General features: G+C 72.1%; 15 protein-coding genes. 3 read left to right on the top strand and 12 right to left on the bottom strand.

Translation table 11 applies throughout. From position 1 onward, the window contains the following. Nucleotides 1–33: 33 nt before the first annotated feature. Both ASG70_RS03925 and ASG70_RS03920 read right to left on the bottom strand, forming a co-directional pair. Nucleotides 34–1059 (bottom strand): glycosyltransferase family 2 protein, encoded by a 1026-nt coding sequence (locus tag ASG70_RS03925; RefSeq protein ID WP_056882736.1) that lies wholly within the window; start codon nucleotides 1057–1059, stop codon nucleotides 34–36. Then, nucleotides 1056–2600 carry an LCP family protein gene (locus ASG70_RS03920; protein ID WP_056882525.1) on the bottom strand — a complete coding sequence of 515 codons (1545 nt, stop codon included), beginning with the start codon at nucleotides 2598–2600 and terminating at the stop codon, nucleotides 1056–1058. Before ASG70_RS03920 ends, ASG70_RS03925 begins: the two co-directional genes overlap by 4 nt. Before the next feature lie 176 nt (nucleotides 2601–2776). Between ASG70_RS03920 and ASG70_RS03915 the strand changes: the two genes are divergently transcribed. Further along, entirely contained in the window at nucleotides 2777–3988 is a 1212-nt protein-coding gene (locus tag ASG70_RS03915; protein ID WP_082590063.1) for an LCP family protein, read from the top strand. Nucleotides 3989–4244: 256 nt separating this feature from the next. Next, nucleotides 4245–5537 carry an alpha/beta hydrolase gene (locus ASG70_RS03910; RefSeq protein WP_200949177.1) on the top strand — a complete coding sequence of 431 codons (1293 nt, stop codon included), beginning with the start codon at nucleotides 4245–4247 and terminating at the stop codon, nucleotides 5535–5537. A gap of 55 nt (nucleotides 5538–5592) precedes the next feature. On the opposite strand, the gene ASG70_RS03905 is transcribed toward ASG70_RS03910, so the two are convergent. From ASG70_RS03905 to ASG70_RS03890, 4 genes are all read right to left on the bottom strand, one after another. After that, nucleotides 5593–7128: an MFS transporter gene (locus ASG70_RS03905; protein WP_056882524.1), complete on the bottom strand. Its 1536-nt coding sequence runs from the start codon at nucleotides 7126–7128 to the stop codon at nucleotides 5593–5595. A 151-nt stretch (nucleotides 7129–7279) separates the two neighbouring features. Next, nucleotides 7280–10030, bottom strand: a complete 2751-nt coding sequence (locus tag ASG70_RS03900; RefSeq protein WP_056882523.1) for a helix-turn-helix transcriptional regulator — start codon at nucleotides 10028–10030, stop codon at nucleotides 7280–7282. A 101-nt stretch (nucleotides 10031–10131) separates the two neighbouring features. Next, nucleotides 10132–11298, bottom strand: coding sequence for an acyl-CoA dehydrogenase family protein (locus ASG70_RS03895; RefSeq protein ID WP_056882522.1), 1167 nt, complete (start codon nucleotides 11296–11298; stop codon nucleotides 10132–10134). A gap of 112 nt (nucleotides 11299–11410) precedes the next feature. Next, entirely contained in the window at nucleotides 11411–12469 is a 1059-nt protein-coding gene (locus ASG70_RS03890) for an LLM class F420-dependent oxidoreductase (protein ID WP_056882521.1), read from the bottom strand. Nucleotides 12470–12567: 98 nt separating this feature from the next. Here ASG70_RS03890 and wecB point away from each other — a divergent pair, with 98 nt between their 5' ends. After that, a complete protein-coding gene (wecB, locus tag ASG70_RS03885; protein ID WP_056882520.1) occupies nucleotides 12568–13635 on the top strand; it encodes a non-hydrolyzing UDP-N-acetylglucosamine 2-epimerase in 1068 nt (355 codons plus the stop codon). A gap of 27 nt (nucleotides 13636–13662) precedes the next feature. On the opposite strand, the gene ASG70_RS03880 is transcribed toward wecB, so the two are convergent. The 6 genes from ASG70_RS03880 to ASG70_RS03855 form a co-directional block, all read right to left on the bottom strand. After that, entirely contained in the window at nucleotides 13663–14829 is a 1167-nt protein-coding gene (locus ASG70_RS03880) for a glycosyltransferase (protein ID WP_056882519.1), read from the bottom strand. Nucleotides 14830–14870: 41 nt separating this feature from the next. Then, a complete protein-coding gene (locus ASG70_RS03875) occupies nucleotides 14871–17009 on the bottom strand; it encodes an acyltransferase family protein (RefSeq protein WP_056882518.1) in 2139 nt (712 codons plus the stop codon). A 75-nt stretch (nucleotides 17010–17084) separates the two neighbouring features. Further along, complete coding sequence (locus ASG70_RS03870; protein ID WP_056882517.1) at nucleotides 17085–18545, bottom strand: lipopolysaccharide biosynthesis protein; 1461 nt, start codon at nucleotides 18543–18545, stop codon at nucleotides 17085–17087. Nucleotides 18546–18555: 10 nt separating this feature from the next. Beyond that, complete coding sequence (locus ASG70_RS03865) at nucleotides 18556–19551, bottom strand: Gfo/Idh/MocA family protein (RefSeq protein ID WP_056882516.1); 996 nt, start codon at nucleotides 19549–19551, stop codon at nucleotides 18556–18558. After that, complete coding sequence (locus tag ASG70_RS03860; protein ID WP_056882515.1) at nucleotides 19551–20645, bottom strand: DegT/DnrJ/EryC1/StrS aminotransferase family protein; 1095 nt, start codon at nucleotides 20643–20645, stop codon at nucleotides 19551–19553. Before ASG70_RS03860 ends, ASG70_RS03865 begins: the two co-directional genes overlap by 1 nt. Then, nucleotides 20642–21241 carry an acyltransferase gene (locus ASG70_RS03855; protein ID WP_056882514.1) on the bottom strand — a complete coding sequence of 200 codons (600 nt, stop codon included), beginning with the start codon at nucleotides 21239–21241 and terminating at the stop codon, nucleotides 20642–20644. Before ASG70_RS03855 ends, ASG70_RS03860 begins: the two co-directional genes overlap by 4 nt. Nucleotides 21242–21244 lie beyond the last annotated feature (3 nt).

The following is a 21244-nucleotide window of genomic DNA, read 5'->3' as shown; positions in this document are numbered from 1 at the left end:
TTGGGTGTGGGACCGGGTGCCCGACGTGGCGGCTCAGGCCGCAGGCTCCTCGATGCGCACGCGGCTGGTGAGGAAGCCCCAGCCCCAGCTGAGGTGCATGGTGGGCAGCACCACGGGCAGCCACAGCCGGTCGCTGCCCTTCAGCCGGTCGTCGCGGACGGTGAGGCCACCGACCGTCGTCGCGGCGAGGTAGACGCCGGGCACCAGCCACAGCGGCCACCACACGAACCCGCCGACCAGCCCGACCACGACGCCGGCGAGCGCCGCCGGCGGCGCGAGGTACCGCGCGTTGATGGTGCCGGAGTGCGTCCGGGCGACGACGCGACGCCAGCGGCCGTAGTCGCGGTACTGGCGCGCGAGCGCGGCCAGGGTGGGGCGGGGGCGGTAGGCGACGCGCAACCGTGGCGAGAACCAGACCAAGCCGCCGGCCTCGCGGATGCGGTGGTTGAGCTCCCAGTCCTGCGCGCGGACGAACCGCGGGTCGTAGCCGCCGGTGCGGCGCAGCCACTCGCTGCGGAACACGCCGAGGTAGACGGTGTCCGCGGGGCCGGGCTCACCGCCGGTGTGGAAACGGGCGGAGCCCACCCCGAGCCGCGAGGTCATGGCGGCGGCGACCGCGCGCTCGAACGAGGTGACACCCTCGGCGTCCATGAGCCCGCCGACGTTGGCCGCCCCGGTCTCGGCGAGCAGGTCGACCGCCGTGCCCACGTAGTCGCGGTCGAGCACCCCGTGGCCGTCCACGCGCACGACGACCTCGACGTCCGGGTCCAGGGCGGCGATGGCGGCGTTCAGCGCCTCGGGCGTGCGGCCCGAGGGGTTGTGCACGGTGCGGACCCGCGCGTCGCGCGCGGCCAGCTCGGCGGCGAGCGCGTCGGTGCGGTCATGGCTCGGGCCGAGCGCGAGGACGAGGTGCAGCGGTCCGTCGTAGTCCTGGCCGAGGACGGCGTCGACCGCCTCCACCAGGTGCCGCTCCTCGTTGAGGATCGGCATGACCACCCCGACGCGGGGAGCGGCGTCGGCGGCAGGGCGGGGGGCGTCGGTGGGGGGCGTGCTCGTCATGAGGTTGCAGAGCATACGGAGGACAGGTCGTCCTCCGCCGCGTTGCCCGCTGCCTTGGCGGGGTCCTGCACGGCCGTCCCGGGCTGCGCCTTGGGCGCCGAGGGGGCCTTGGACGGCTTCGGCCTCGCGGCCGCCGGCGCAGCCGCCTTGCTCGTCGCGGTGTGCTTCTTCGCCGCCTTCTCGGACGCGGCGATGGTCCGGCTGACGGTCGAGGTGATGACGGCCGGGTCGTAGGCCCACGGCTTGACCAGCGGCGGCACGAAGTTGACGCTGCGGATCTTCTGCGAGCGGGCCTTCATCGCCAGGTCGGCGAACCGGCCGAGCTCGGACTGCGGCAGGTCGGTGCGGATCAGGCCCGAGCTCGCTGAGGCGATCTTCTGGAAGCGCAGCAGGACCGTCTGGGGGTCGAGCTGGCCGGCCATCGCCGTGAGCACGCAGCGCTGGCGCGCCATGCGCTCGTAGTTGGTCGAGCCCTGGCGTGAGCGGGCGTACCAGAGGGCGTGCCAGCCGTCGAGGTGCTGGCGTCCGGGCTCGATCCAGCCGACGATCGGCGAGGTGCCACCGCCGATCGGCGTGCGGTAGCGCACCGTGACGTCGAGGCCGCCCACGGCGTCGACCATCTGCTTGAACCCGCTGAGGTCGACCATGACGTAGTACTGGATCTTCAGGCCGCTCAGCGCCTCGACCGCCTCACGGGTGGCGACGAGCCCCGGGTCCGCGGTGCCGGGCGGGAAGAGCTTGGCATGGTCATGGCCCCACGTGTACAGGCCGTTGAGCAGGCACTGGTCGCCGCAGTTCCAGCCCTCGGGCATCAGCCGGGCCATGGTGGAGCCGGGACGGAAGTCGATGTTCTCGGTGTCGCGGGAGAACCCGAAGGTCACCGGGGCACCGGTCTTCGCGTCGATGCTCACGACCTGGATGCTGTCGGGCCGCGTGCCGACGCGGTCCTTGCCGGTGTCGGCACCGAGCAGCAGCACGTTGTAGCGGCCGTTGACCGCACCGGCCGCGGCGGCGTCGGAGAACAGCGAGCCCAGGGCCTGGCGCCCGGCGCCCACGCTGCTCGCGGCGTACACGAGGCTGCCGGAGGTGACCACGAGCAGCGCGGCGGTCACGGCCGTGAGCACGCGGCGGGCGCGGATGAGCAGGCTGCCGGGGCGACCCAGTCGCCACGCGTCGACGAACAGGACCGCCCACAGCGCCGCGAAACCGATGAGGAGGAGCTCCAGGCACGAGAGCACCCAGGCCCGGCCGATGACGCTGATCGCGAGCGACCGGTCGGTGAGGAGGAGCAGGCCCAGCACGACGACGAGGCCGACCACACCGAGCCAGGCGCGGATGCCGACCCGGCCGAGCTGCCGGTGGCCTGCCACCAGCTGCGCGCTGCCGGGGACGAGGAGGGTCAGCAGCACCAGGGTGAACGCCCGTCGGCGGCGCATCCGGGGTGCGAGCACCTCGGAGTCGGCCAGGCTGCGGTCCGGGCGGCCGGACACGTACACGCCGGCCTCGGCGTCCTCGCGGGGCGCGACGTGGGTGCTGCTCATGGTCGACCAGTATGGGGCGGGGCCCGTGGGATTCCTGTGACGTGTGGGATTGTCCGAGTGTCGTCCTCAGGCACTGCTCAGGCGTGTCGGGCCGGCCGTCTGGAAGGGCCAGCTCGTCGCCATCGGCCCGTCGTGGCGTTTTGCCACGCGTCCCCGTCACAGCGGACACTGGCCGGATGAGTGGACGCCACCCCGGGCCCGACGACGCACGCCCCATCCCCCAGCGCGGCGAGGGCGTCAGGACCGCCCCGCGGTCCGACGACCCCGATGACGTCTACGTCGTCGACGTCCGCGGCCGCAAGCGCGACCGCGCCGCAGCCGGTACGGGGGGCGTCGCTGCCGGCGCCGCGGGCGGGGGCGCTGCCACCGGGTCCGGCTCCACGCGGGAGGGGACTCACGCACCGCGCCGTCGTCGCTTCCCCGTCGTCCGCGTCCTGGTGCTGCTGCTCGTCGCCTGGCTGGCGTTCATGGCCTACACCCCGTGGCACGCGTGGAAGACCGTCACCAAGGTCGACACCACCCCCGGCGGCACCCGCCCCGCCCAGAGCAAGGGCTACAACTACCTCCTGGTCGGCTCCGACAGCCGCGAGGGCCTGACCGCTGCCCAGAAGAAGGAGTACGCCACCGGCAATGCGGCCGGCCGGCGCACCGACTCGATCATCCTCGTGCACGTGCCCCAGAGCGGCGGCAAGCCGTCGCTGGTGTCGCTCCCCCGCGACAGCTACGTGCCGATCCCGGGCAAGGGCAGCAACAAGATCAACGCCGCGTTCTCCTTCGGCGGCCCCAACCTGCTGGTCGAGACCGTCGAGCAGGTCACCGACCTGCACATCGACGGCTACGTCGAGATCGGCTTCGCCGGTTTCGCCTCCGTCGTCGACAGCGTGGGTGGCGTGAACATCTGCGTGCCGTTCCACATGAACGACAAGAAGGCCGGCATCAACCTGCAGAAGGGCTGCCAGGTCCTCGACGGCAGGAACGCCCTGGGCTACGTCCGCGCCCGCTACTCCGACCCGCGCGGCGACATCGGCCGTGCAGAGCGCCAGCGCCAGTTCCTCTCGGCCATCATGAAGAAGGCCCTCACCCCCTCGACGGTGCTGGTCCCGACGCGGTACTGGTCGTTCAGCCACGCGTCCGCCAAGGGGCTCATCGTCGGCGAGGACACCTCCATGCGTGACGCCAGCCGGGTGCTGCTCGCGATGCGGGCGGTGTCGCAGGACAAGGGGCTGAGCCTGGTCGTCCCGATCCAGGACCTGAACTACCAGACCAACGCCGGCAGCTCGGTCAAGTGGGACACCGCCCGCGCCAAGGCGCTGTTCACCGACCTGCGCGAGGACAAGCCGCTGGAGTCCCCGCCGCCCGGCACCGACGGCAAGCCCTCGGGCGGCTGACCTCCCCTGCGTCTGCTCGCCCAGGACCTGCCGTGGAAGTGGTCACCATGGGGGGTTTCAGGCGCTGGGCGGCGACGCCTACCGTGGGGTGACGGCACGTGCCCCAAGTACGGGTGGCCGTACTCGCGCGACGCCAGCAGTGCATGGAATCGAGTCCGGCATGGCGACTACCTCGACCGCATCGCATCGCGCTCCTCGTCGCAGGGACGGGATCACTTCGGGTTCGAGTCCGGGTGATCGCGACCGGGTGTGGCTGGTGGTGGTCGGGTCGTTGGCTGCCGGCTGGCTGGCCGCGCTGCTCCTGGCCGTGGCTACGTTCGTCACGACCGAGGTTCCTCGTGTCACGGGGGCGCTGCTGTGCGGGTACGCGCTCGGGTGGGCGTTGTTGGCGGGCCTGTCCACCCGGATCACGGACCAGCCGCAGCGGTGGGCGTGGGCGTTTGCTGCGTTCATGGGGGCTGGGGGTGTGCTGCTGCTGGCGTTCGGCGGGTCGGTGACGGGTGCACTGGCGTGGGTGTGGCCACCGGTCCTGCTGGCGTTGGTCCTCTTTGCGTGGAGGCAGACGCGTCGGCACCTGCACAGTCGGAGCCGGGCGTTGCTGGTGCTGCCGCTGCTGGTGCTGCTGGCGCTGACGTCGCTGGGTGGTGTGTACCAGGCAGTGGGTGCGTGGGCGGATGCGAAGGCGTTCCCGATGCCCGGCCAGCTGGTCGATGTCGGCGGGCGCAGCCTGCACCTGCGCTGCACAGGATCCGGCACGCCGACCGTGCTGCTGCAGCCCGGTGCTGGTGAGTTCTCCTCGAACACCGGGTGGATATCGCCGGCTGTCGCCAAGCAGACCAGGGTGTGCGTGTACGACCGGGCCGGGCGCGGGTGGAGCGACCCGGCGGATGCACCGCAGGACGGTGCTGCCCTGGTGACCGACCTGCACACGTTGCTGGCGCGGGCGCACGTCGCCGGGCCCTACGTGGTGGCCGGTCACTCCTTCGGTGGCCTGTACACGTTGGCGTTCGCCGCCCGGTACCCCGACGAGGTCGTCGGGATGGTGCTGCTCGACTCCACCGCACCCAAGCCGGCGACGAACCTGACGAAGGTGACGAGGTCGGGGTCGTACGACGTGATGAGTCACCTGTCGGCGATGGTCGCCACGCTCGGGGAGGTCGGGTTCAGCCGGTTGTACTCGCACGTGGAGGCGGGCACCCTTCCGCCGAGGTCGCGCGACGAGGTCCGCGCGAGCATCGCGAAGGCGAACACGGTCAAGAGCACGATCGACGAGTACGTCCAGTCGAACCGGGCGATGGAGCAGGCGGGGGATCTGACCGACTTCGGGGCCAAGCCACTGGTGGTCGTGACAGCAGGCAAGGGAAGCGCCCCGGACTGGGCTGCCAGGCAGGACCGCCTGGCAGCCCTGTCGACGAACAGTGCGCACCGCACCGTCGTCGGTGCGGCCCATGAGGACCTGGTGGCCAAGCAGCCTGACGGGGCGCAGAGCAGCCAAGCCATCATGGATGTGGTGTCAGCGGTTCGTCACCACACCCAGCTCAGCAAGTAGCTCGAGCGCGGACCCGGGGGGGTCCGCGCTCGAGTGTGCTGCGCTGCTGGTCGGCTCAGTGGTGCATGTGCATCCCGGCGCCGCCTTCGACGCGCTGGCTGGGCATCCGCAGGTAGGCGAACACGGCCAGGAGGACGGCGATGCCGGCGGCGGCGAGGAACCCGCGGTCGAAGCCGTCGACGACGCCGGTGGCGCTGGCCAGGCTGCCGGCGGTGCTGGCGACTGCGGACAGGACGGCCACACCGAGGGCGGCACCGACTTCGTGCCCGGTCATGAGGAACCCCGACGCCATCCCGGCGTGCTGCGCAGGGATGCCGGCCATGGCGGTGACGGACACGGGGGCGAAGACCATGCCGACGCCCAGGCCGATGACGGCCAGCCCGGGCAGGACGCCGGTGGCGAAGGCGGACCCGGCGGACGCCTGGGAGAGCAGGAGCGCTCCTGCGGCCACGATGACCAGGCCGACAGCGGCGATGACCCGCGGGGTGCCGTGGGCCATGGCGTGCCTGGCGACGACGGTACCGGCGGTGATCGCCAGGGCGAACGGGACGAACGCCACGCCTGCCTGGATGGCGGAGTACCCGATGACGGTCTGGACGAAGATGGACGCGAGGAACACGGTCCCGACCAGGATGCCGCTGACGCCGAGCATGACGGTGGTGCCGGACACGAGGGACTTGACCTTCCACGTGTGCGGCGGGACGAGCGGGTTGGTGGCCCTGCCCTCCCGCACCGTGAACGCCACGGCGAGGACCGCTGAGGCGGCGAACGCGGCCAGCACGCGGGCGGAGAGCCAGCCGTGCTGCTCGGTGGCTCCGAGTCCGTAGACGAGGGTGGCGAGGCTGCCGATGACGGCTGCGGCACCGACGACGTCGAACTGCTTGAGGGTGACGGCAGGGGTGGTGGCGGCCGGGATGACCTTGAGCCCGGCGACCAGGGCGACGGCGCCGATCGGGGCGTTGATGAAGAAGATGGTCTCCCATCCGGCCCAGGTGGTGAGGGCTCCGCCGAGCAGGACGCCGGCGGCGACGCCGAGGGACCCGACAGCACCCCACAGGGTCAGGGCCAGGCGGCGCTGCGCGCCGGAGTACGTGGTCATGATGATCGACAGCGCGGCCGGGGTCGTCAGCGCTGCGGCGAGGCCCTGTCCGGCGCGCGCGGCGATGAGCTCGCCTGCGCTGCCGGCGAATCCGCTGACGATGGATGCGATGGTGAACACGGTCAGACCGGTCAGGAACACCCACTTGCGGGACAGCAGGTCGGCGATGCGACCGCCGAACAGCAGTCCCCCGCCGGACATCATCAGGTAGGCGGTGACCACCCACTGCATGTCGGACCCGTCCAGGTGCAGGTCGCGCCCGATGGTCGGCAGTGCCGTGTTGACGACGGAGATGTCCAGGACGACGAGGATCTGCGCGGCGAGGGCGAGGGCCAGGACGACCCAGGACCTGCGCGGCCCCTGCGCTTCGACGCCGTGGTGGGCAGGTGCGGGTGCGTGACGGTGGCGGGTGGTGCTGGTGGGGGTGTGCGGAGCGGGCTGGGTGGTCGCGGTGTGGACCGCGAGCGCTTCAGCGGTGGGCTTGGCGTGCATGACAACTCCTTGGACGGTCTCGGTTGGCGGCCCACCACCGGGTCCGGCTGTTGGTGGGGCGATGACCACCGTCGTCCGAGCGCGCGCAGCTCGCGCCGGTCAAATGGCCGGGGTGCGGCAGGAGCCTGGTGCCGTGGGCTGCAGCGAAGGGTCAGCTGAGGTCGAGCAGGGCGAGCTCGGTGCGGGAGCTGACGCCGACCTTGGTGAAGACGTTGCGCAGGTGGAACGCCACCGTGCGCGGTGACACCCAGCACTGGGCGGCGACGTCCTTGTTCGACAGGCCGGTGCTGACCAGCTGGGCGACCTTGAGCTCCATCGGGGTCAGGTCCAGCAGCGTGGACGGGTCCCGTTTGCGGGCGGTCTCGCCGGAGGCGCGCAGCTCCTGGGTGGCGCGCTCCACCAGCGGGCTGGCGCCGAGCTCGGTGAAGGTCTCCAGTGCCGGCCGCAGGTGGGTGCGTGCGTCGACCCGGTGGTTGCTGCGACGCAGGAACTCCCCATACGCGAGCTGGGTCCGTGCGAGGTCGTAGGGTCGTCCGGCGTTGCGGTAGTGGCCGACCGCCCGCTCGAACGCCACTGTGGCTTCGGCCGGGTCCACCGCGGTCAGGGCGTGACCGAGGTGGACGGCGCCGAGGGCCCACGGGAGGCCGGTTCCCTCGGCGAAAGGGGCGAGCTCCTCGACCCAGGCGCGGGCTCGGGGGGTGTCGCCCGCCCGTACGGCGGCTTCGAGGCGGTCGACCGTGGCGAGCCGGTGCAGGGCAGGGACCTTCAGTCCCGAGAGGTGGTGCAGCGCTGCTGCAGCATCGCCGTGCGCGGTCGCGCGGGCTGCCTTGGCCCATCGGCTGACGTCCTGTGCGGGGCCGGTCATGATGCCCAACGGGTGCTGGGCGACGACGTCCTCGAGGTCAGCGACGTGCTGGTCGTAGTCCTTGCCGCCGGTCAGGGACGCAAGCAGGGCCAGGCAGGCCAGCGGCGCGGCTGTCAACGGCCATTGGCCGACGCTGCGCGCCAACGTGAGCGCTTCATCGGCAGAGCTTGCCACCAGGGTCCATGAGCCGGTGGGGAGCTGGGCGAACATGATTCGTTCGAGGGCGTAGATGACGACCATGCCGGCGCCCGCCTCGCGCGCGGCGGCCTCCATGGCCGAGTAGTAGAAGCGAGCTCCTCCGTCATGGCCCAGGTGCAGGGCGGTGTTGCCGAGGTTGCCCATCACGTCCAGGTCCTCCACCTCCCGCCCGGCGTCGAGGGCCTGCTCGAGGGCGGGAGTGGTCCGACCCCAGTCCTGGTCCCCGGACGCGGTGAGGGTCCTGAGCAGCAGCCGCAGGCAGGTGGTCCGTGGTGAGTCCTGCTCGGTCGGAGCCAGCAGCCGCGTGAGCACGTCCGCACCCAGGGTGGCTCCGCTGTCGGCGCCGTAGGTGCGGTTCAGGGCGGCCGCGCAGGCCATCTCCAGGGCGCGCCCGGTGTCGTGGTCGGCAACGGTGCGCGCGGCGACGGTGAAGATGCGGTGGGCGTCGACAGCGGACCCGACGTTGACCTCGATGCGGGCGCGGAGACGGTCGACGTCGGCTCGCTGCGACGGGTCGACCGCGAGCTCGCGGGCGGAGGACGCCAGGGCGCGGGCACGGACCGCCTGCCCGGCTGCCCATGCGGTGCGCCCGGCGCCGAACAGGCGGGTCGCTCGGTCCGCTTCGTCTGCGGTCAGGGCGGCCGAGCGCTCGAACGCGTCCGCTGCGGCTCGGTGGCCACCGCGCTGCTCGGCCCGGACGGCCACGTCGGCAAGGGCGCCGGCCACGTCGGCGTCGGGTCCGTCGGCTGCCGCGGCGCGGTGCCAGGTGGCCCGGTCCGGGTCATCGGCGCCGACTGCCTCCGCTAGGGCGCGGTGCACCTGGCGCTGTTCGAAGCTGGTCGCGGCCTGGTACACCGCCGACCGAACCAGCGGGTGCCGGACAGCCACGACGTCCCCGGTGACCGAGAGCAGGCCGGCTCGCTCCGCGTCATCCCACGAGGCCGCGTCGGCACCGAGGGCGGCGGCCGCCTCCCGGACGGTGCCGACCCGTCCGGTCGCATCGGCAGCCGCCACCAGCACCAGGGTCTGCACCCGGGGGGCCAGGCGTCGACACCGGTCGAGGAACGCGCGTTCCACCCCTGCGGTCAACGCGAGCCGCGGCGGCAACGGCGCCATTCCCTGCAGCTGTTCGCTGCTGAGCCCGGTAGGCAGCTCGAGCAGCGCGAGCGGGTTCCCGCCGGTCTCGCGGACCAGGCGCTCGGCGACCTCGCCCGACACGGGCTCTCCGGCACGCTGGTCGAGGAGCTGCCGGGCGGCCGTGTCATCCAACCCGTCGACCTGCAGGACCGGCAGTCCGGCCGCGGCGAACTCCCGTCCTGCCGTGTCGCCGGTGCGCGCGGCGAACACCATGGCCACCGGGTCCGCGACCAGCTGACGGGCGGCGAACAACAACGCGTCCGCGGACGCCGAGTCGAGCCAGTGCGCATCGTCGACCACCACCAGCAGCGGGTGACCGGGTTCTGCTGCGTCCGTCAGGACGGACAGGGTGGCGACCCCGACGAGGAACGGCTCCACAGCAGGTCCGTCCTCCAGGCCGAACGCGACCCGCAACGCCCTCGCCTGAGGGCCGGGCAGGTGGTCGAAGCTCACGACGGGACGCAGCAGGCGGTACAGCGCCGCGTACGGCAGCGGTGACTCGGACTCGACGCCAGCAGTGCGCAGGACCCGGACGTCCCCAGCTCCACCGGAGCGGTCTCCTTCGGTGGTCAGGTCGTGCAACAGGGCGCTCTTGCCGACCCCGGGCTCTCCGACCAGGACCACGACGGCGCCGGTGCCAGCGCGTGCTTGGTCCACCAGGGCGGCAAGACGCGCGCGTTCGGGCTCACGGCCGTGCAGCACCCGTCGACAGTACCGCCGGGTCGTGCCGCCCCGGTACGACCCGCAGCCGCCCGGCTGAACCCGGTCAGTGGTCTCTGCGTGCAGGGCGCCGGTTTCGCTGCCTATCCGAGCAGCTGGCGGGCCATCACGACGCGCTGGACCTGGTTGGTGCCCTCGTAGATCTGGGTGATCTTGGCGTCGCGCATCATCCGCTCGAGCGGGAAGTCGCGGACGTAGCCCGCGCCGCCGAGCAGCTGCACGGCGTCGGTGGTCACCTGCATGGCGACGTCCGAGGCGTAGCACTTGGCGGCGGCGCCGAAGAACGGCAGGTCCTTGTCGCCGCGCTCGGACTTGGCGGCCGCGACGTACACCATCTGCCGGGCGGCCTCGACGGTCATGGCCATGTCGGCGAGCATGAACTGGATGCCCTGGAACTCGGCGATGTGCTTGCCGAACTGCTTGCGCTCCTTGACGTACGCGACCGCGTGGTCGAGCGCGCCCTGGGCGATGCCGACGGCCTGGGCGCCGATGGTGACGCGGGTGTGGTCGAGGGTGCGCAGGGCGATCTTGAGTCCCTCGCCCTCGGCACCGACGATGCGGTCGCCGGGGATGCGCACGTTGTCGAAGTGCAGCTCGCGGGTGGGGCTGCCCTTGATGCCGAGCTTGCGCTCCTTCTCGCCGAACGTGAAGCCGGCGTCGGACTTCTCGACGACGAAGGCGCTGACGTTGGCGCCGCGGCGGCCCTCCGGGTCGGTCACGGCGAGCACCGTGTAGTAGTCGGAGACGCCGGCGTTGGTGATCCAGGACTTCTGTCCGTTCAGCACCCAGTCGTCGCCGTCGCGCCGCGCGCGGGTCCGCATGGCGGCGGTGTCGGAACCGGCCTCCCGCTCGGACAGCCCGTAGGAGAACGTCGACTCCCCCGCCGCGACGGGTGTGAGGTAGCGCTTCTTCACGTCCTCGCTCGCCGCGAGGATCAGCGGCATGGTGCCGAGCTTGTTGACCGCGGGGATCAGGGAGGCCGACGCGTCGACGCGGGCCACCTCCTCGATGACGATGCACGTCGCGAGCGCGTCCGCGCCGACGCCGCCGTACTCCTCGGCGATGTGCGGGGCGAAGAAGTCGGACGCCACGAGGGCGTCGTGCGCCTCCTGCGGGTAGCGGGCCTCCTCGTCCACGGCGGCCGCGTACGGCGCGATCTTGTCCTCCGCGACCGCGCGCACCGCCTCACGCAGCGCCTCGTGGTCCTCGGAGATCCGGAAGAGGTCGAAGTCGGGGGTCCCAGTGCTCACAGGATCAGGTTACCCGCTGGTATGCCGCTCGGCGCCGCCTCCCGGTGTGGTCCCGGCCACGCGCCCACCGTGCTGTCCCGGCGCGGCCGGGCCGGGACAGCGGCGACCCTCGTCAGCGGCGTCCGAGGTGCCAGAGGTGGCCGTGCTCCTCGCGGTCGACGAGCTCGGGCAGCACCTCGCTCTCGAAGAGCGCGATGCCCGAGGTGTCGTAGGCCGCTTCGGCGAAGTAGGTGATGGCGTAGGTCATGCCCTTGTCCTGCATGGCGCGGAACGTCTCGACGATCTGCTCCGGGGTGCCGACAGCCGGTCCGCTCGCAGCCGCCTTGACCTGGTCGTCGGCCTTCTCGGGGGTGAGGCCGGCGCGCAGGTACTGCTCGCGGATCCACTCCAGGCGGTTCTGCACCTCGCGCTCGTCCCGGCCGATGACGACGTTGTAGTTGGCGCTGCGCACGATCTCGCCGAAGTCGCGCCCGAGGTCGTCGCAGTGGCCCTTGAGGATCTCGCTCTTGTGGACGAACCCCTCCGGCGACCCGTCGAAGTTGGTGTAGTCGGCGTACTGCGCCGCGATCCGCAGCGTCTTCTTCTCCCCGCCGCCGGCGATCCACATGGGGATGCCGTTGGTCCTGGAGCCCGGCACTGTGGTGCCCTGCAGCGGCTGGGGCCGGCACAGCGCACCGTCGACCTGGTAGTGCTCGCCGTCGAGCGTGGCCGACCCCGTCGTCCACATCTGGCGGAAGATCTCCACGCCCTCCTCGAGGCGCTTGATGCGCTCCCCCGCCCGCGGGAAGCCGTAGCCGTAGGCCCGCCACTCGTGCTCGTACCAGCCGGCACCGATGCCCATCTCGACGCGCCCCTCGGAGATGGCGTCGACCGTCGCGGCCACCTTGGCGAGGTAGGTCGGCTCGCGGTAGCTCATGCACGTGCACATCTGGCCGAGCCGGACGCGCCCGGTGACCGCCGCGAAGGCCGCCATGAGGGTCCAGGCCTCGTGCGTGGCCTCCTCGCTGGGCTCGGGCACCGTGTGGAAGTGGTCGTAGACCCAGATGGAGGTCCAGTCCTCGTTGGCGTCGGCGCGGCGGGCGAGCCCGGCCATGACGCCCCAGTGCTGGGCGGGGTCGATGCCGACGAGGTCCATGCGCCAGCCCTGGGGGACGAACAGTCCGAACTTCATGCGTACTCCTGCGACGAGCCGGGGGGTGAGGTCTCCCCAACCCTAGGGTGCGGTGTGCGTCCCTGCAGGGGCCCCGGCGGCCAGTAGGGTGCCTACTCGTGAAGATCCTCAGTGTCGTCGGTGCCCGCCCCCAGTTCGTCAAGCTCGCCCCGATCGCCGAGCAGCTCACCGCCCGCGGTGACGAGCACGTGATCGTCCACACCGGGCAGCACTACGACATCAACATGTCGGACGTCTTCTTCCGCGACCTGGGCATCCCCGCCCCTGACGTGCACCTCGCCGTCGGATCGGCGACGCACGGCCGCCAGACCGGGGCGATGCTCGCCGGGATGGACGAGGTCCTCGAGACCCACCGCCCCGACTGGGTGCTCGTCTACGGCGACACCAACTCCACCGTCGCCGGCGCCCTGTCCGCGGTGAAGATGGGCATCCCGCTGGCCCACCTCGAGGCCGGCCTGCGCTCGTTCAACCGCCGCATGCCCGAGGAGCACAACCGCGTGCTCACCGACCACGCCGCCGACCTGTGCCTCGCACCCACCGAGGTCGCCATGGCCCACCTGGCGCACGAGGGCCTCTCCGAGAGCAGCGTGCTCGTCGGCGACGTCATGACCGACGTGCTGCTCAAGGTCCGCGACACCGTGGCCGAGCGCGAGCCCGACCTGCCGTCGACCATCGACCCGGCAGGGCGCTACTACGTCGCGACGCTCCACCGGGCCGAGAACACCGACGACCCCGACCGCCTCGCTGGCATCGTCAAGGCCCTGGCCGAGGTCGACGCCCCCGTGCTGCTCCTCGCCCACCCCCGGCTGCGGGCCCGCGCCGCCGAGCAGGGCCTCGACCTGGCGCAGGGTGCGGTCGAGGTCGCCGACCCGCTCCCCTACCCCGCGCTCGTGCGCGCGGCGATGTCGAGCGCCGGCGTCATCACCGACTCCGGTGGCCTGCAGAAGGAGGCCTTCCTCCTGCGCGTGCCGTGCACCACGGTGCGCACCGAGACCGAGTGGACCGAGACGGTCGACCTGGGCTGGAACGTCCTCGCTGCCGATGTCTCCACCCTGGCCGACGCGGTCACCCGGCCTGCTCCCCAGCCCACCGAGTCCGCACCGTACGGCGACGGGCACGCCGCCGCCCGCGCGGTGGAGGCCATCGCCGCCGGCTCACGCCGCTGAGGCTGCTCCCACCGGTGAGGCGCCGGTTCAGCGCGGGCTGACGCCTGCCGCCGCCAGGGTGGCCTCGGCCGCGTGGCGTGCCGCCGCCGACAGCGACGCGTGCTCGCGGGTCCAGCCCGCGAGGCGGTCACGGTCGACCTGTCCCGCCGCGGCGGCATCGAGGGCCGCAGTCAACGCCTGCGCCACGGCCTCGTCCTCGTAGCCGGGTGCCCAACCGAGCTCCTCGTCGGTCACCAGCGCGCGGCCGGCACCCTCGCCGGCGAAGACCACCGGGGTGCCGCAGCCGGTGGCGGCGTAGATCTTGGTGGGCTTGGCGAAGTCGTAGCCGAGGCCGGGCTTGATAGAGACCAGCGCGCCCACCGCGCCACGCAGCACCTTCGCCGACTCCGCCGGGGGGACGACGCCCCGGAAGTCGACCGCGCCGGGCACGAGCTCCTCGGCGAGCCTCTTGAGGGCGGGCAGCTCACTGCCCTGGCCGAGCACGACGAACCGCGTGGTCGGGTGGGTCTCGCGAACGGTCTTCAGCGCGCGGACGAAGACGTCGGCGCCCTGCCACTCGGACATCGTCCCGGTGTAGGCGAAGTAGGGGTCCCCGAGGTCCTCCCGCTCACCCTCGGTGGTGAAGACGTCGGTGTCCACGCCGTTGCCCACCACGAGGATCCGGTCCTCGGGCACGCCGAGCAGCGCGACCCGCTCCGCGACGCCCTCGGAGACGGCCAGGGTGAGGACCGCGCCGCGAAGGACCCACGACTCCATCCGCCGCAGCAGGGACACGAGCACCTTGGGTGCGGCGACGCTCGCGGCGCCGTCCGACCAGACGTCGGCGGCGTAGTACGCGTACGGCGTGCGGCGCAGCATGCCGGCCATCCGCACCACCAAGCCGGTGGTGGGAGGCGGCTCCGCGACGACGAGAGCGGGACGCCGGCGGAACAGCAGGCGCAGCGCCAGCGGCAGGTCGTAGCTGAGGTACTGGACGTAGCCGCGGATGTTGCCGTTCTCGTCGCGCAAGGCGGGCCACCGGGAGACGTGCAGGTCGCCGTCGTCGATGTCTCCGGTCGGCGGCACCGTCGTGAGCACGTCGACGCGGGCGCCGAGGGCATGGAAGGAGTCGGCCAGCACCCGCTGGCGGAAGGCTGCGGCGCCGACCTCCGGGGTGAACAGGCGGGTGGCGATGCAGACGGTCGGCTTGGGCACGGCCGTCACCCTACCGAGGACGCGCGGAGCCGTTCCCCGCGCTACCGGGCCGCCGGCTGGGCGAAGGGGCCCATCGCGGCGTACATGCGGTCGGCGAGGGTGCGGGCATAGGTGGCCGTGAGGTGGTCGGTGTCGCGGTAGACCAGCACCTTGCCGATCACCGGCGCGCACCGGGTGTCGGGGCAGATGAAGTCGCCGAGGTTCACGAGCCGGACGTCCTTCTGTCCGGCCGCGGCCTTGGTGATCGTGGAGCCCGCCAGCTTGAAAGCCTTGGTCCGGGGCAGCGCGCACGCGGTGAGGGCGCCCTCGTGGGACGACACGCAGTCGGCCATGTCGAACCCGGGACGGGGGGTGTCGGCGACGGCGAGCACGCGGATGCCGGCCGTCGTGAGCCTGCCCCAGCTGCGGCGCAGCCCCTGGACCATGCGGGTGTCACTGACCTGCTTGCCGAGGACCTTGGTGCCGTCCATGACGGGGTACTCCGTGGCGGAGGTGACCACGACGTCCGGCTTGGCCGCGAGGAGCTTGGAGGTGACGTCCTTGTTCCAGCCGTCGCAGCCGGTGTAGGGGCGCTCGTCCTTGCCGAGCGGCACCGTCTCGTCGGCCAGCGGGCAGCCCGACTTGGTGTAGGCGAGGACCTTCCAGCCCTTGGTCTTCGCCAGGGCCTGGAACGTCGGCACCCACTGGGCGGCGTGCGAGTCGCCCACCACCGCGACCGTGAAGCTGCCGTTGCGGTTGCCGTAGGTGCAGCCCTTGGCGACCGGGGAGTCGTTGTCCTTCACGTGGCAGCCGTCGGCGTAGACGCTCGGGATGTCGTTGCGGACCGCGGTGATGCCGGGCAGGAAACGACCCGGGTCGTCGACCGGCTGCCCCTGCGCCGAGTCGCGCGGCTGGTCGGGCAGCACCTGCGCGCCGTACTTCTGCCCCGCGACCATCTTCAGCGGGCGGTTGACCACCGACGAGGCGGTGTAGACACCCACCCCGGCCACGACCGACACGATCGTGCAGACCAGGCCCAGGCGCAGCGGCCAGGTGTGCGGCGACGTCGGCGACGGACGACGACGGCGCACCGGCTCCTCGACCAGCTTGAACGAGATCCACGCCGGGATGACCGACAGCACCACGACGAGCAGGCCGCGCCAGGGGTCGAGGGACCCCGGCTTGTCGAGCAGCACCGCGGCCGCCACCACGAGCAGGGGCCAGTGCCACAGGTAGAGGGAGTACGACAGCTTGCCGAGGAACTGCATGACCGGTGCGCGCAGCGCCGCGACCGGGCCGTGCCGTCCCGCCGAGGGGCCCACGGCGATGACGGCTGCGGTGCCGAGGATCGGGACGGCAGCGATGGCGCCGGGGAACGGCACGCTCGACTGGAGCACGAGGATGGTGACGACCACCGCCACCAGTCCAAGCCACCCAACCGCGGCAGCGACGACCGGCCGCAGCACCCGCAGCAGGGTGGGTGCGAGCACGGCGACGAGGCCGCCGACCGCCAGCTCCCACAGCCGCGTCGTCGTGACGAAGTAGGCCTTCTCCGGTGCCGCAGCGGTGTAGTAGACCGACCACAGGAACGACGGGATGGCGATGAGGCACAGGCCGATGACGACCGGACCCCGCTTGGAGGCCCGCCGACGCGCCAGCACGCCGATGACCGCCAGCACCAGCGGCCAGATGAAGTAGAACTGCTCCTCCACCGCCAGCGACCAGAAGTGCTGGACCGGGCTCGGAGCGGCGTGCGCGGCGAGGTAGTCGACCGAGCCGTTGGCCAGCCGCCAGTTGATGCCGTAGAGGCCGCTGGCGACGACGTCCTTTCCGACCTCGGCCCACCGGATCTTCGGCAGCAGCAGCACCGTGAGGATCGCGACCCAGACGAGGGCGAACGACGCGGCGGGCAGGAGCCGCTTGGCGCGCCTCGCGTAGAAGCCGCGGAACGAGATGTGGCCTCGCTGCTCGAGCTCGCGCACGAGCAGGTTGGTCATGAGGTAGCCGGAGATGACGAAGAAGACGTCGACGCCGACGAACCCGCCCGGGATGCCGGGGACCCCGGCGTGCCAGAGCAGGACGCTGCCGACGGCGATGGCCCGAAGACCCTCGATGTCGGGGCGGAACCGCGAGCGGTCCAGGGGCGGCGGAGCGGCCGGGTCCTCCTGGCGCTCGACCGTGGGGGCGGTCAGCTGCGCCATCAGCAGGGCAGGGCGGGGTAGAGCGCAGACATGGGTTCTGATGCTAGCAGCGGCAACCTGAACGCCCCTCCACCGTCACCTGCGTGCAGCGGCCGCGAGGCGCCGTACGTCGCCGGCGCTGGCTGCGAGCCAGAGGGCCACGAACCCCACTGCCGTCCCGACCTGGGCGAGCCCCGACATGTCGGTGGACTGCTGCCACCAGACGGCGGCGGCGAGCACGCCGCACCCCACGAGGAACCGGAGGGTGAGGGCCGACCAGGCGTGCCGGTCGAGCACCCAGACGGCCACGACCGGCCACAGGCCCACGACGGCCGACCCCACGAGGAACCCGGTGGCGACCTGCGCCACGCCGTCGGACGGCGCGCGCAGCGCCCACCAGGTCATGCCGACGACAGCGCCGACGATGCTGGCCGTGACCACGATGCGGCTGTAGCGGTGCTCCCGGCTGAGCAGGCTGTTGATGGCGCCGGCGGCGACGTTCGTGACGAGCACCGCGGCGAGCAGCACCGGCAGGAGCAGCTTGGCCTCGTCGAACCCGCCGCGGCGGTAGAAGAGGTCGATGAGCAGGGGGCTGACCAGCATCAACGGCCCGAAGGTCGCGAGGCTGAGGACGACCAGGCCCCGGGTGGCGGCGTCGGTCCGCTGCCGGGCACCGACGAGGTCACCGCGGCCGTGGGCGGCCGACAGGCTGGGGAACAGCACGAGGGTCAGCGACCGCGACACCAGTGATGCCGGGGTGGCCAGCGAGAGCGCGGCGGCGAACGACCCGGCGTTGGTGCGGTCCCAGAACTGGGCGGCGACCATGGTCAGCTGCAGGAAGCCGCCGGTGGCGACGCTGTTGACCAGGGTGAGCACGACGAAGCCGCGGATCTCGCGCCGCAGCTCCGGGGCGACGCCACCGGAGCGCCCGCGGGGCCAGCTCACGGCGCAGTACGCGCCGTACCCGAGCACGAGCGGCAGGAGCAGCCACGCGGTGGTGTCGGCCAGGACGACGGCGGCGAGCCCGGCCAGCGCGAGCACCGACGAGAGGACGTCCCAGACGGTGGCCCGCACGACCTGGCCCGCCCCGAAGAGGAAGCCGCGGACGAAGACGTAGCCCGAGTAGGTGACGGCGAGCGCCCCGGTGAGGACGGACTCCAGCACCCCGAGCCCGAGCAGCGGCGGCGCGAGCACCGCCGCCCCGACGCCGAGCACGGCCATCGCGAGCAGCGTCAGGCGCCCCAGGTAGCCCGCGACCCGGTCGCCCTCCTCGAGGTCTCCGGCTCCGCGCGCACGGGCCACGTGCTTGCTCGCCGCCATCGCCGTGGCGCTGGGGACGAGCAGGCTCGCGAAGAGTGCGAGGGAGATCCCGGAGTTGACCGCGCCGAGGACCAGCTTGCCGAAGGTGTTGCCGACCAGGACGCTGTAGACGAACCTGACGACCCCCTGCACGACGACCCCGAGGGTCGACAGGGCCGCCTGCCCGCCCATCGACTGGTCGGCGGCCTCACGCGTCGGGGGGACGCGCAACCTCAGGTGGCCCAGCAGGCCCCGCACCGAGGGGCCCTCAGGCCTGGGTCAGCGAGATGGTCTGTCCGGTGGTGGCCGACTCGATGCAGGCCTCGGCGACGCGGACGGTCGTCAGGCCCTGCTCCATGGTGACGATGTCGGCGTCCTTGCCGAGCACCGCGTCGCGGAAGTTCTCGTGCTCGACCCGGAGCGGCTCGGGCTTGGCGATGGCATACCGGACGACGTCACCCTCGGACACCCCACGGAACTTGGCGATCGCGTCCCACGTCGTGGCGATCTCGCCGTTGGCGTAGAACGTCAGGTCAGCGGTCAGGGTGTCGGCCACGAAGGTGCCACGCTCACCGGTGATGATCGTGACCCGCTCCTTCAGCGGCGACAGCCAGTTCACCAGGTGGCTGGTCACCGCTCCCCCGCTGAGCTGCCCGACGACCGCGACGAGGTCCTCGTGCTGGCGCCCCGACTTGTACGCGGTGCGCGCGGCGACGGAGGTGTAGGACTGCTGGGTCACCCAGGCGGTCAGGTCGATGTCGTGCGTGCCGAGGTCCTTGACCACACCCACGTCGGCGATCCGGGCCGGGAACGGGCCCTGGCGACGCGTCGTGACCTGGTAGACGTCACCGAGCTCACCGGCCTCCAGGCGCGCCCTCGCGCTCTGCAGCGCCGGGTTGTACCGCTCGATGTGCCCGACCGCACCCACGAGACCGGCGTCCTTGAACGCGGTAGCCAGGCGCACCGCCGACGGAGTGTCCTGAGCCAGCGGCTTCTCGATGATCGCGTGCACCCCGGCCGCAGCCAACGCCAACCCGACCGGCTCGTGGTAGACCGTCGGCACCGCCACCATGCAGTAGTCCAGGTCGTGCTTGATCAGGCCCTCGATCGAGACCTCCAGCGGGCGGTCGCCCGCGACACCGTGGGTGTCACCACCGGGGTCGGCCACCGCCACCAGGTCCACACCCGGCAACGAGCCCAGGACCCGGGCGTGGTGACGGCCCATCATGCCCAGGCCGATCAGGCCCGCGCGCAGGTTCGCCATCAGGCACCGGCCTTCGCCAGTGCGTTGACCGCAGTGACGATCCGCTCCAGGTCGTCCTGGCTCAGCGACGGGTGCACCGGCAGCGACAGGCACTCGGCGGCAGCCTTCTCCGTCTCGGGCAGGTCGACGCTGCCGTCACCCACGAACGGGGCCAGGCGGTGGTTCGGCACGGGGTAGAACATGCCCGAGCCGATGTTGTACTCCTCGCGCAGCGCAGCGGCCAGGCCGTCACGGTCCTGCGGCACCCGCACCGTGTACTGGTGGTAGACGTGCACGGCGCCCTCGGCCACCGGCGGCGTCGTGACACCCTCCAGGTTGGCCGACAGGAACGCGGCGTTCTCCTGGCGCTGCTTGGTCCAGGCACCGACCTTGGTCAGCTGCACCCGCCCGATCGCGGCGTGGATGTCGGTCATGCGCATGTTAAAGCCGACGACCTCGTTGTGGTACTGCTTCTCCATGCCCTGGTTGCGGTACAGGCGCATGAGGCGCTCGACCTCCGCGTTCGCCACCGACACCATGCCACCCTCACCGGACGTCATGTTCTTGGTCGGGTACAGCGAGAACATCGCGAACGTGCCGAACGCACCCACCGGGGTCCCGTTCAGCGACGCACCATGGGCCTGCGCCGCGTCCTCGTAGACCTGCAGGCCGTGCTTGTCCGCGATGGCCATCAGCTGGTCCATCTTCGCCGGGTGCCCGTACAGGTGGACCGGCATGATCCCGACCGTCCTCTCCGTGACCGCGGCCTCGACCGCAGCCGGGTCCAGGCAGAAGTCGTCGGCCGAGATGTCCGCGAACACCGGGGTCGCCCCCGTCAGCGCGACCGAGTTGGCCGTCGCCGCGAACGTGAACGACGGCACGATCACCTCGTCACCCGCCTTGACCCCGGAGGACAGCAGCCCGAGGTGCTGACCCGAGGTGCCGGAGTTGACCGCGACACACGCCCGCCCGAGGCCGAAGTGCGCGGAGAACTCCTCCTCGAAGGCCTTGACCTCCGGGCCCTGGGCAAGCATGCCGCTGCGCAGGACGCGGTCGACCGCCTCACGCTCCTCGTCGCCGACCAGCGGCTTGGCAGGGGGAATGAACTCGGTCATGGTGCGACGGCCTCCGTCAGGGTGTTGTCGTGCTCGGTGTAGTGGTCCCCGGTCTGCGGGCAGACCCAGGTGCCGGACTCGTCCTGCTCGAGGGGGACGCCCGCCTTGCCGACCCAGCGGATGCGCTTGGCCGGGACGCCCGCCACGAGGGCGAAGTCGGGGACGTCCTTGGTGACGACGGACCCGGCGGCCACGAGGGCCCACCGTCCGATGGTCACCGGGGCCACGCAGACGCTGCGGGCCCCGATCGACGCGCCGGTGCGGCAGGTGACCCCGACCGCCTCCCAGTCGTCGCCGGTCTTGATCGTGCCGTCGGGGCTGACGGCGCGCGGGAAGTGGTCGTTGGTGAAGACGACGGCCGGCCCCACGAAGACGCCGTCCTCGAGGACGGCGGGCTCGTAGACCAGGGCGTAGTTCTGCAGCTTGCAGTTGTCGCCCATCTGCACGCCGGTGCCGACGTAGGCGCCGCGCCCGACGACGCAGTTCTCGCCGAGGACGGCTCCCTCGCGCACCTGCGCGAGGTGCCAGATGGACGAGCCGTCACCGATGCTCGCGCCCTCGGCGACGTCGGCCGAGTCGACGATCCGGACCGCCATGCC

The sequence above is a fragment of the Phycicoccus sp. Soil748 genome (genome assembly GCF_001428025.1).
Taxonomy (GTDB): Bacteria; Actinomycetota; Actinomycetes; order Actinomycetales; family Dermatophilaceae; genus Pedococcus.
Note: the sequence above shows the minus strand (reverse complement) of the source record. Positions and strands in the feature narration are given on the sequence as shown.

Bases quoted from the DNA above. Each gene is read 5' to 3' on its own strand.
- ASG70_RS03860 (WP_056882515.1), bottom strand. From the start codon at position 20,645: ATGACCGAGTTCATTCCCCCTGCCAAGCCGCTGGTCGGCGACGAGGAG.
- ASG70_RS03865 (WP_056882516.1), bottom strand. From the start codon at position 19,551: ATGGCGAACCTGCGCGCGGGCCTGATCGGCCTGGGCATGATGGGCCGT.
- ASG70_RS03890 (WP_056882521.1), bottom strand. From the start codon at position 12,469: ATGAAGTTCGGACTGTTCGTCCCCCAGGGCTGGCGCATGGACCTCGTC.
- ASG70_RS03855 (WP_056882514.1), bottom strand. From the start codon at position 21,241: ATGGCGGTCCGGATCGTCGACTCGGCCGACGTCGCCGAGGGCGCGAGC.
- ASG70_RS03925 (WP_056882736.1), bottom strand. From the start codon at position 1,059: ATGACGAGCACGCCCCCCACCGACGCCCCCCGCCCTGCCGCCGACGCC.
- ASG70_RS03920 (WP_056882525.1), bottom strand. From the start codon at position 2,600: ATGAGCAGCACCCACGTCGCGCCCCGCGAGGACGCCGAGGCCGGCGTG.
- ASG70_RS03915 (WP_082590063.1), top strand. From the start codon at position 2,777: ATGAGTGGACGCCACCCCGGGCCCGACGACGCACGCCCCATCCCCCAG.
- ASG70_RS03905 (WP_056882524.1), bottom strand. From the start codon at position 7,128: ATGCACGCCAAGCCCACCGCTGAAGCGCTCGCGGTCCACACCGCGACC.
- ASG70_RS03875 (WP_056882518.1), bottom strand. From the start codon at position 17,009: ATGGCGCAGCTGACCGCCCCCACGGTCGAGCGCCAGGAGGACCCGGCC.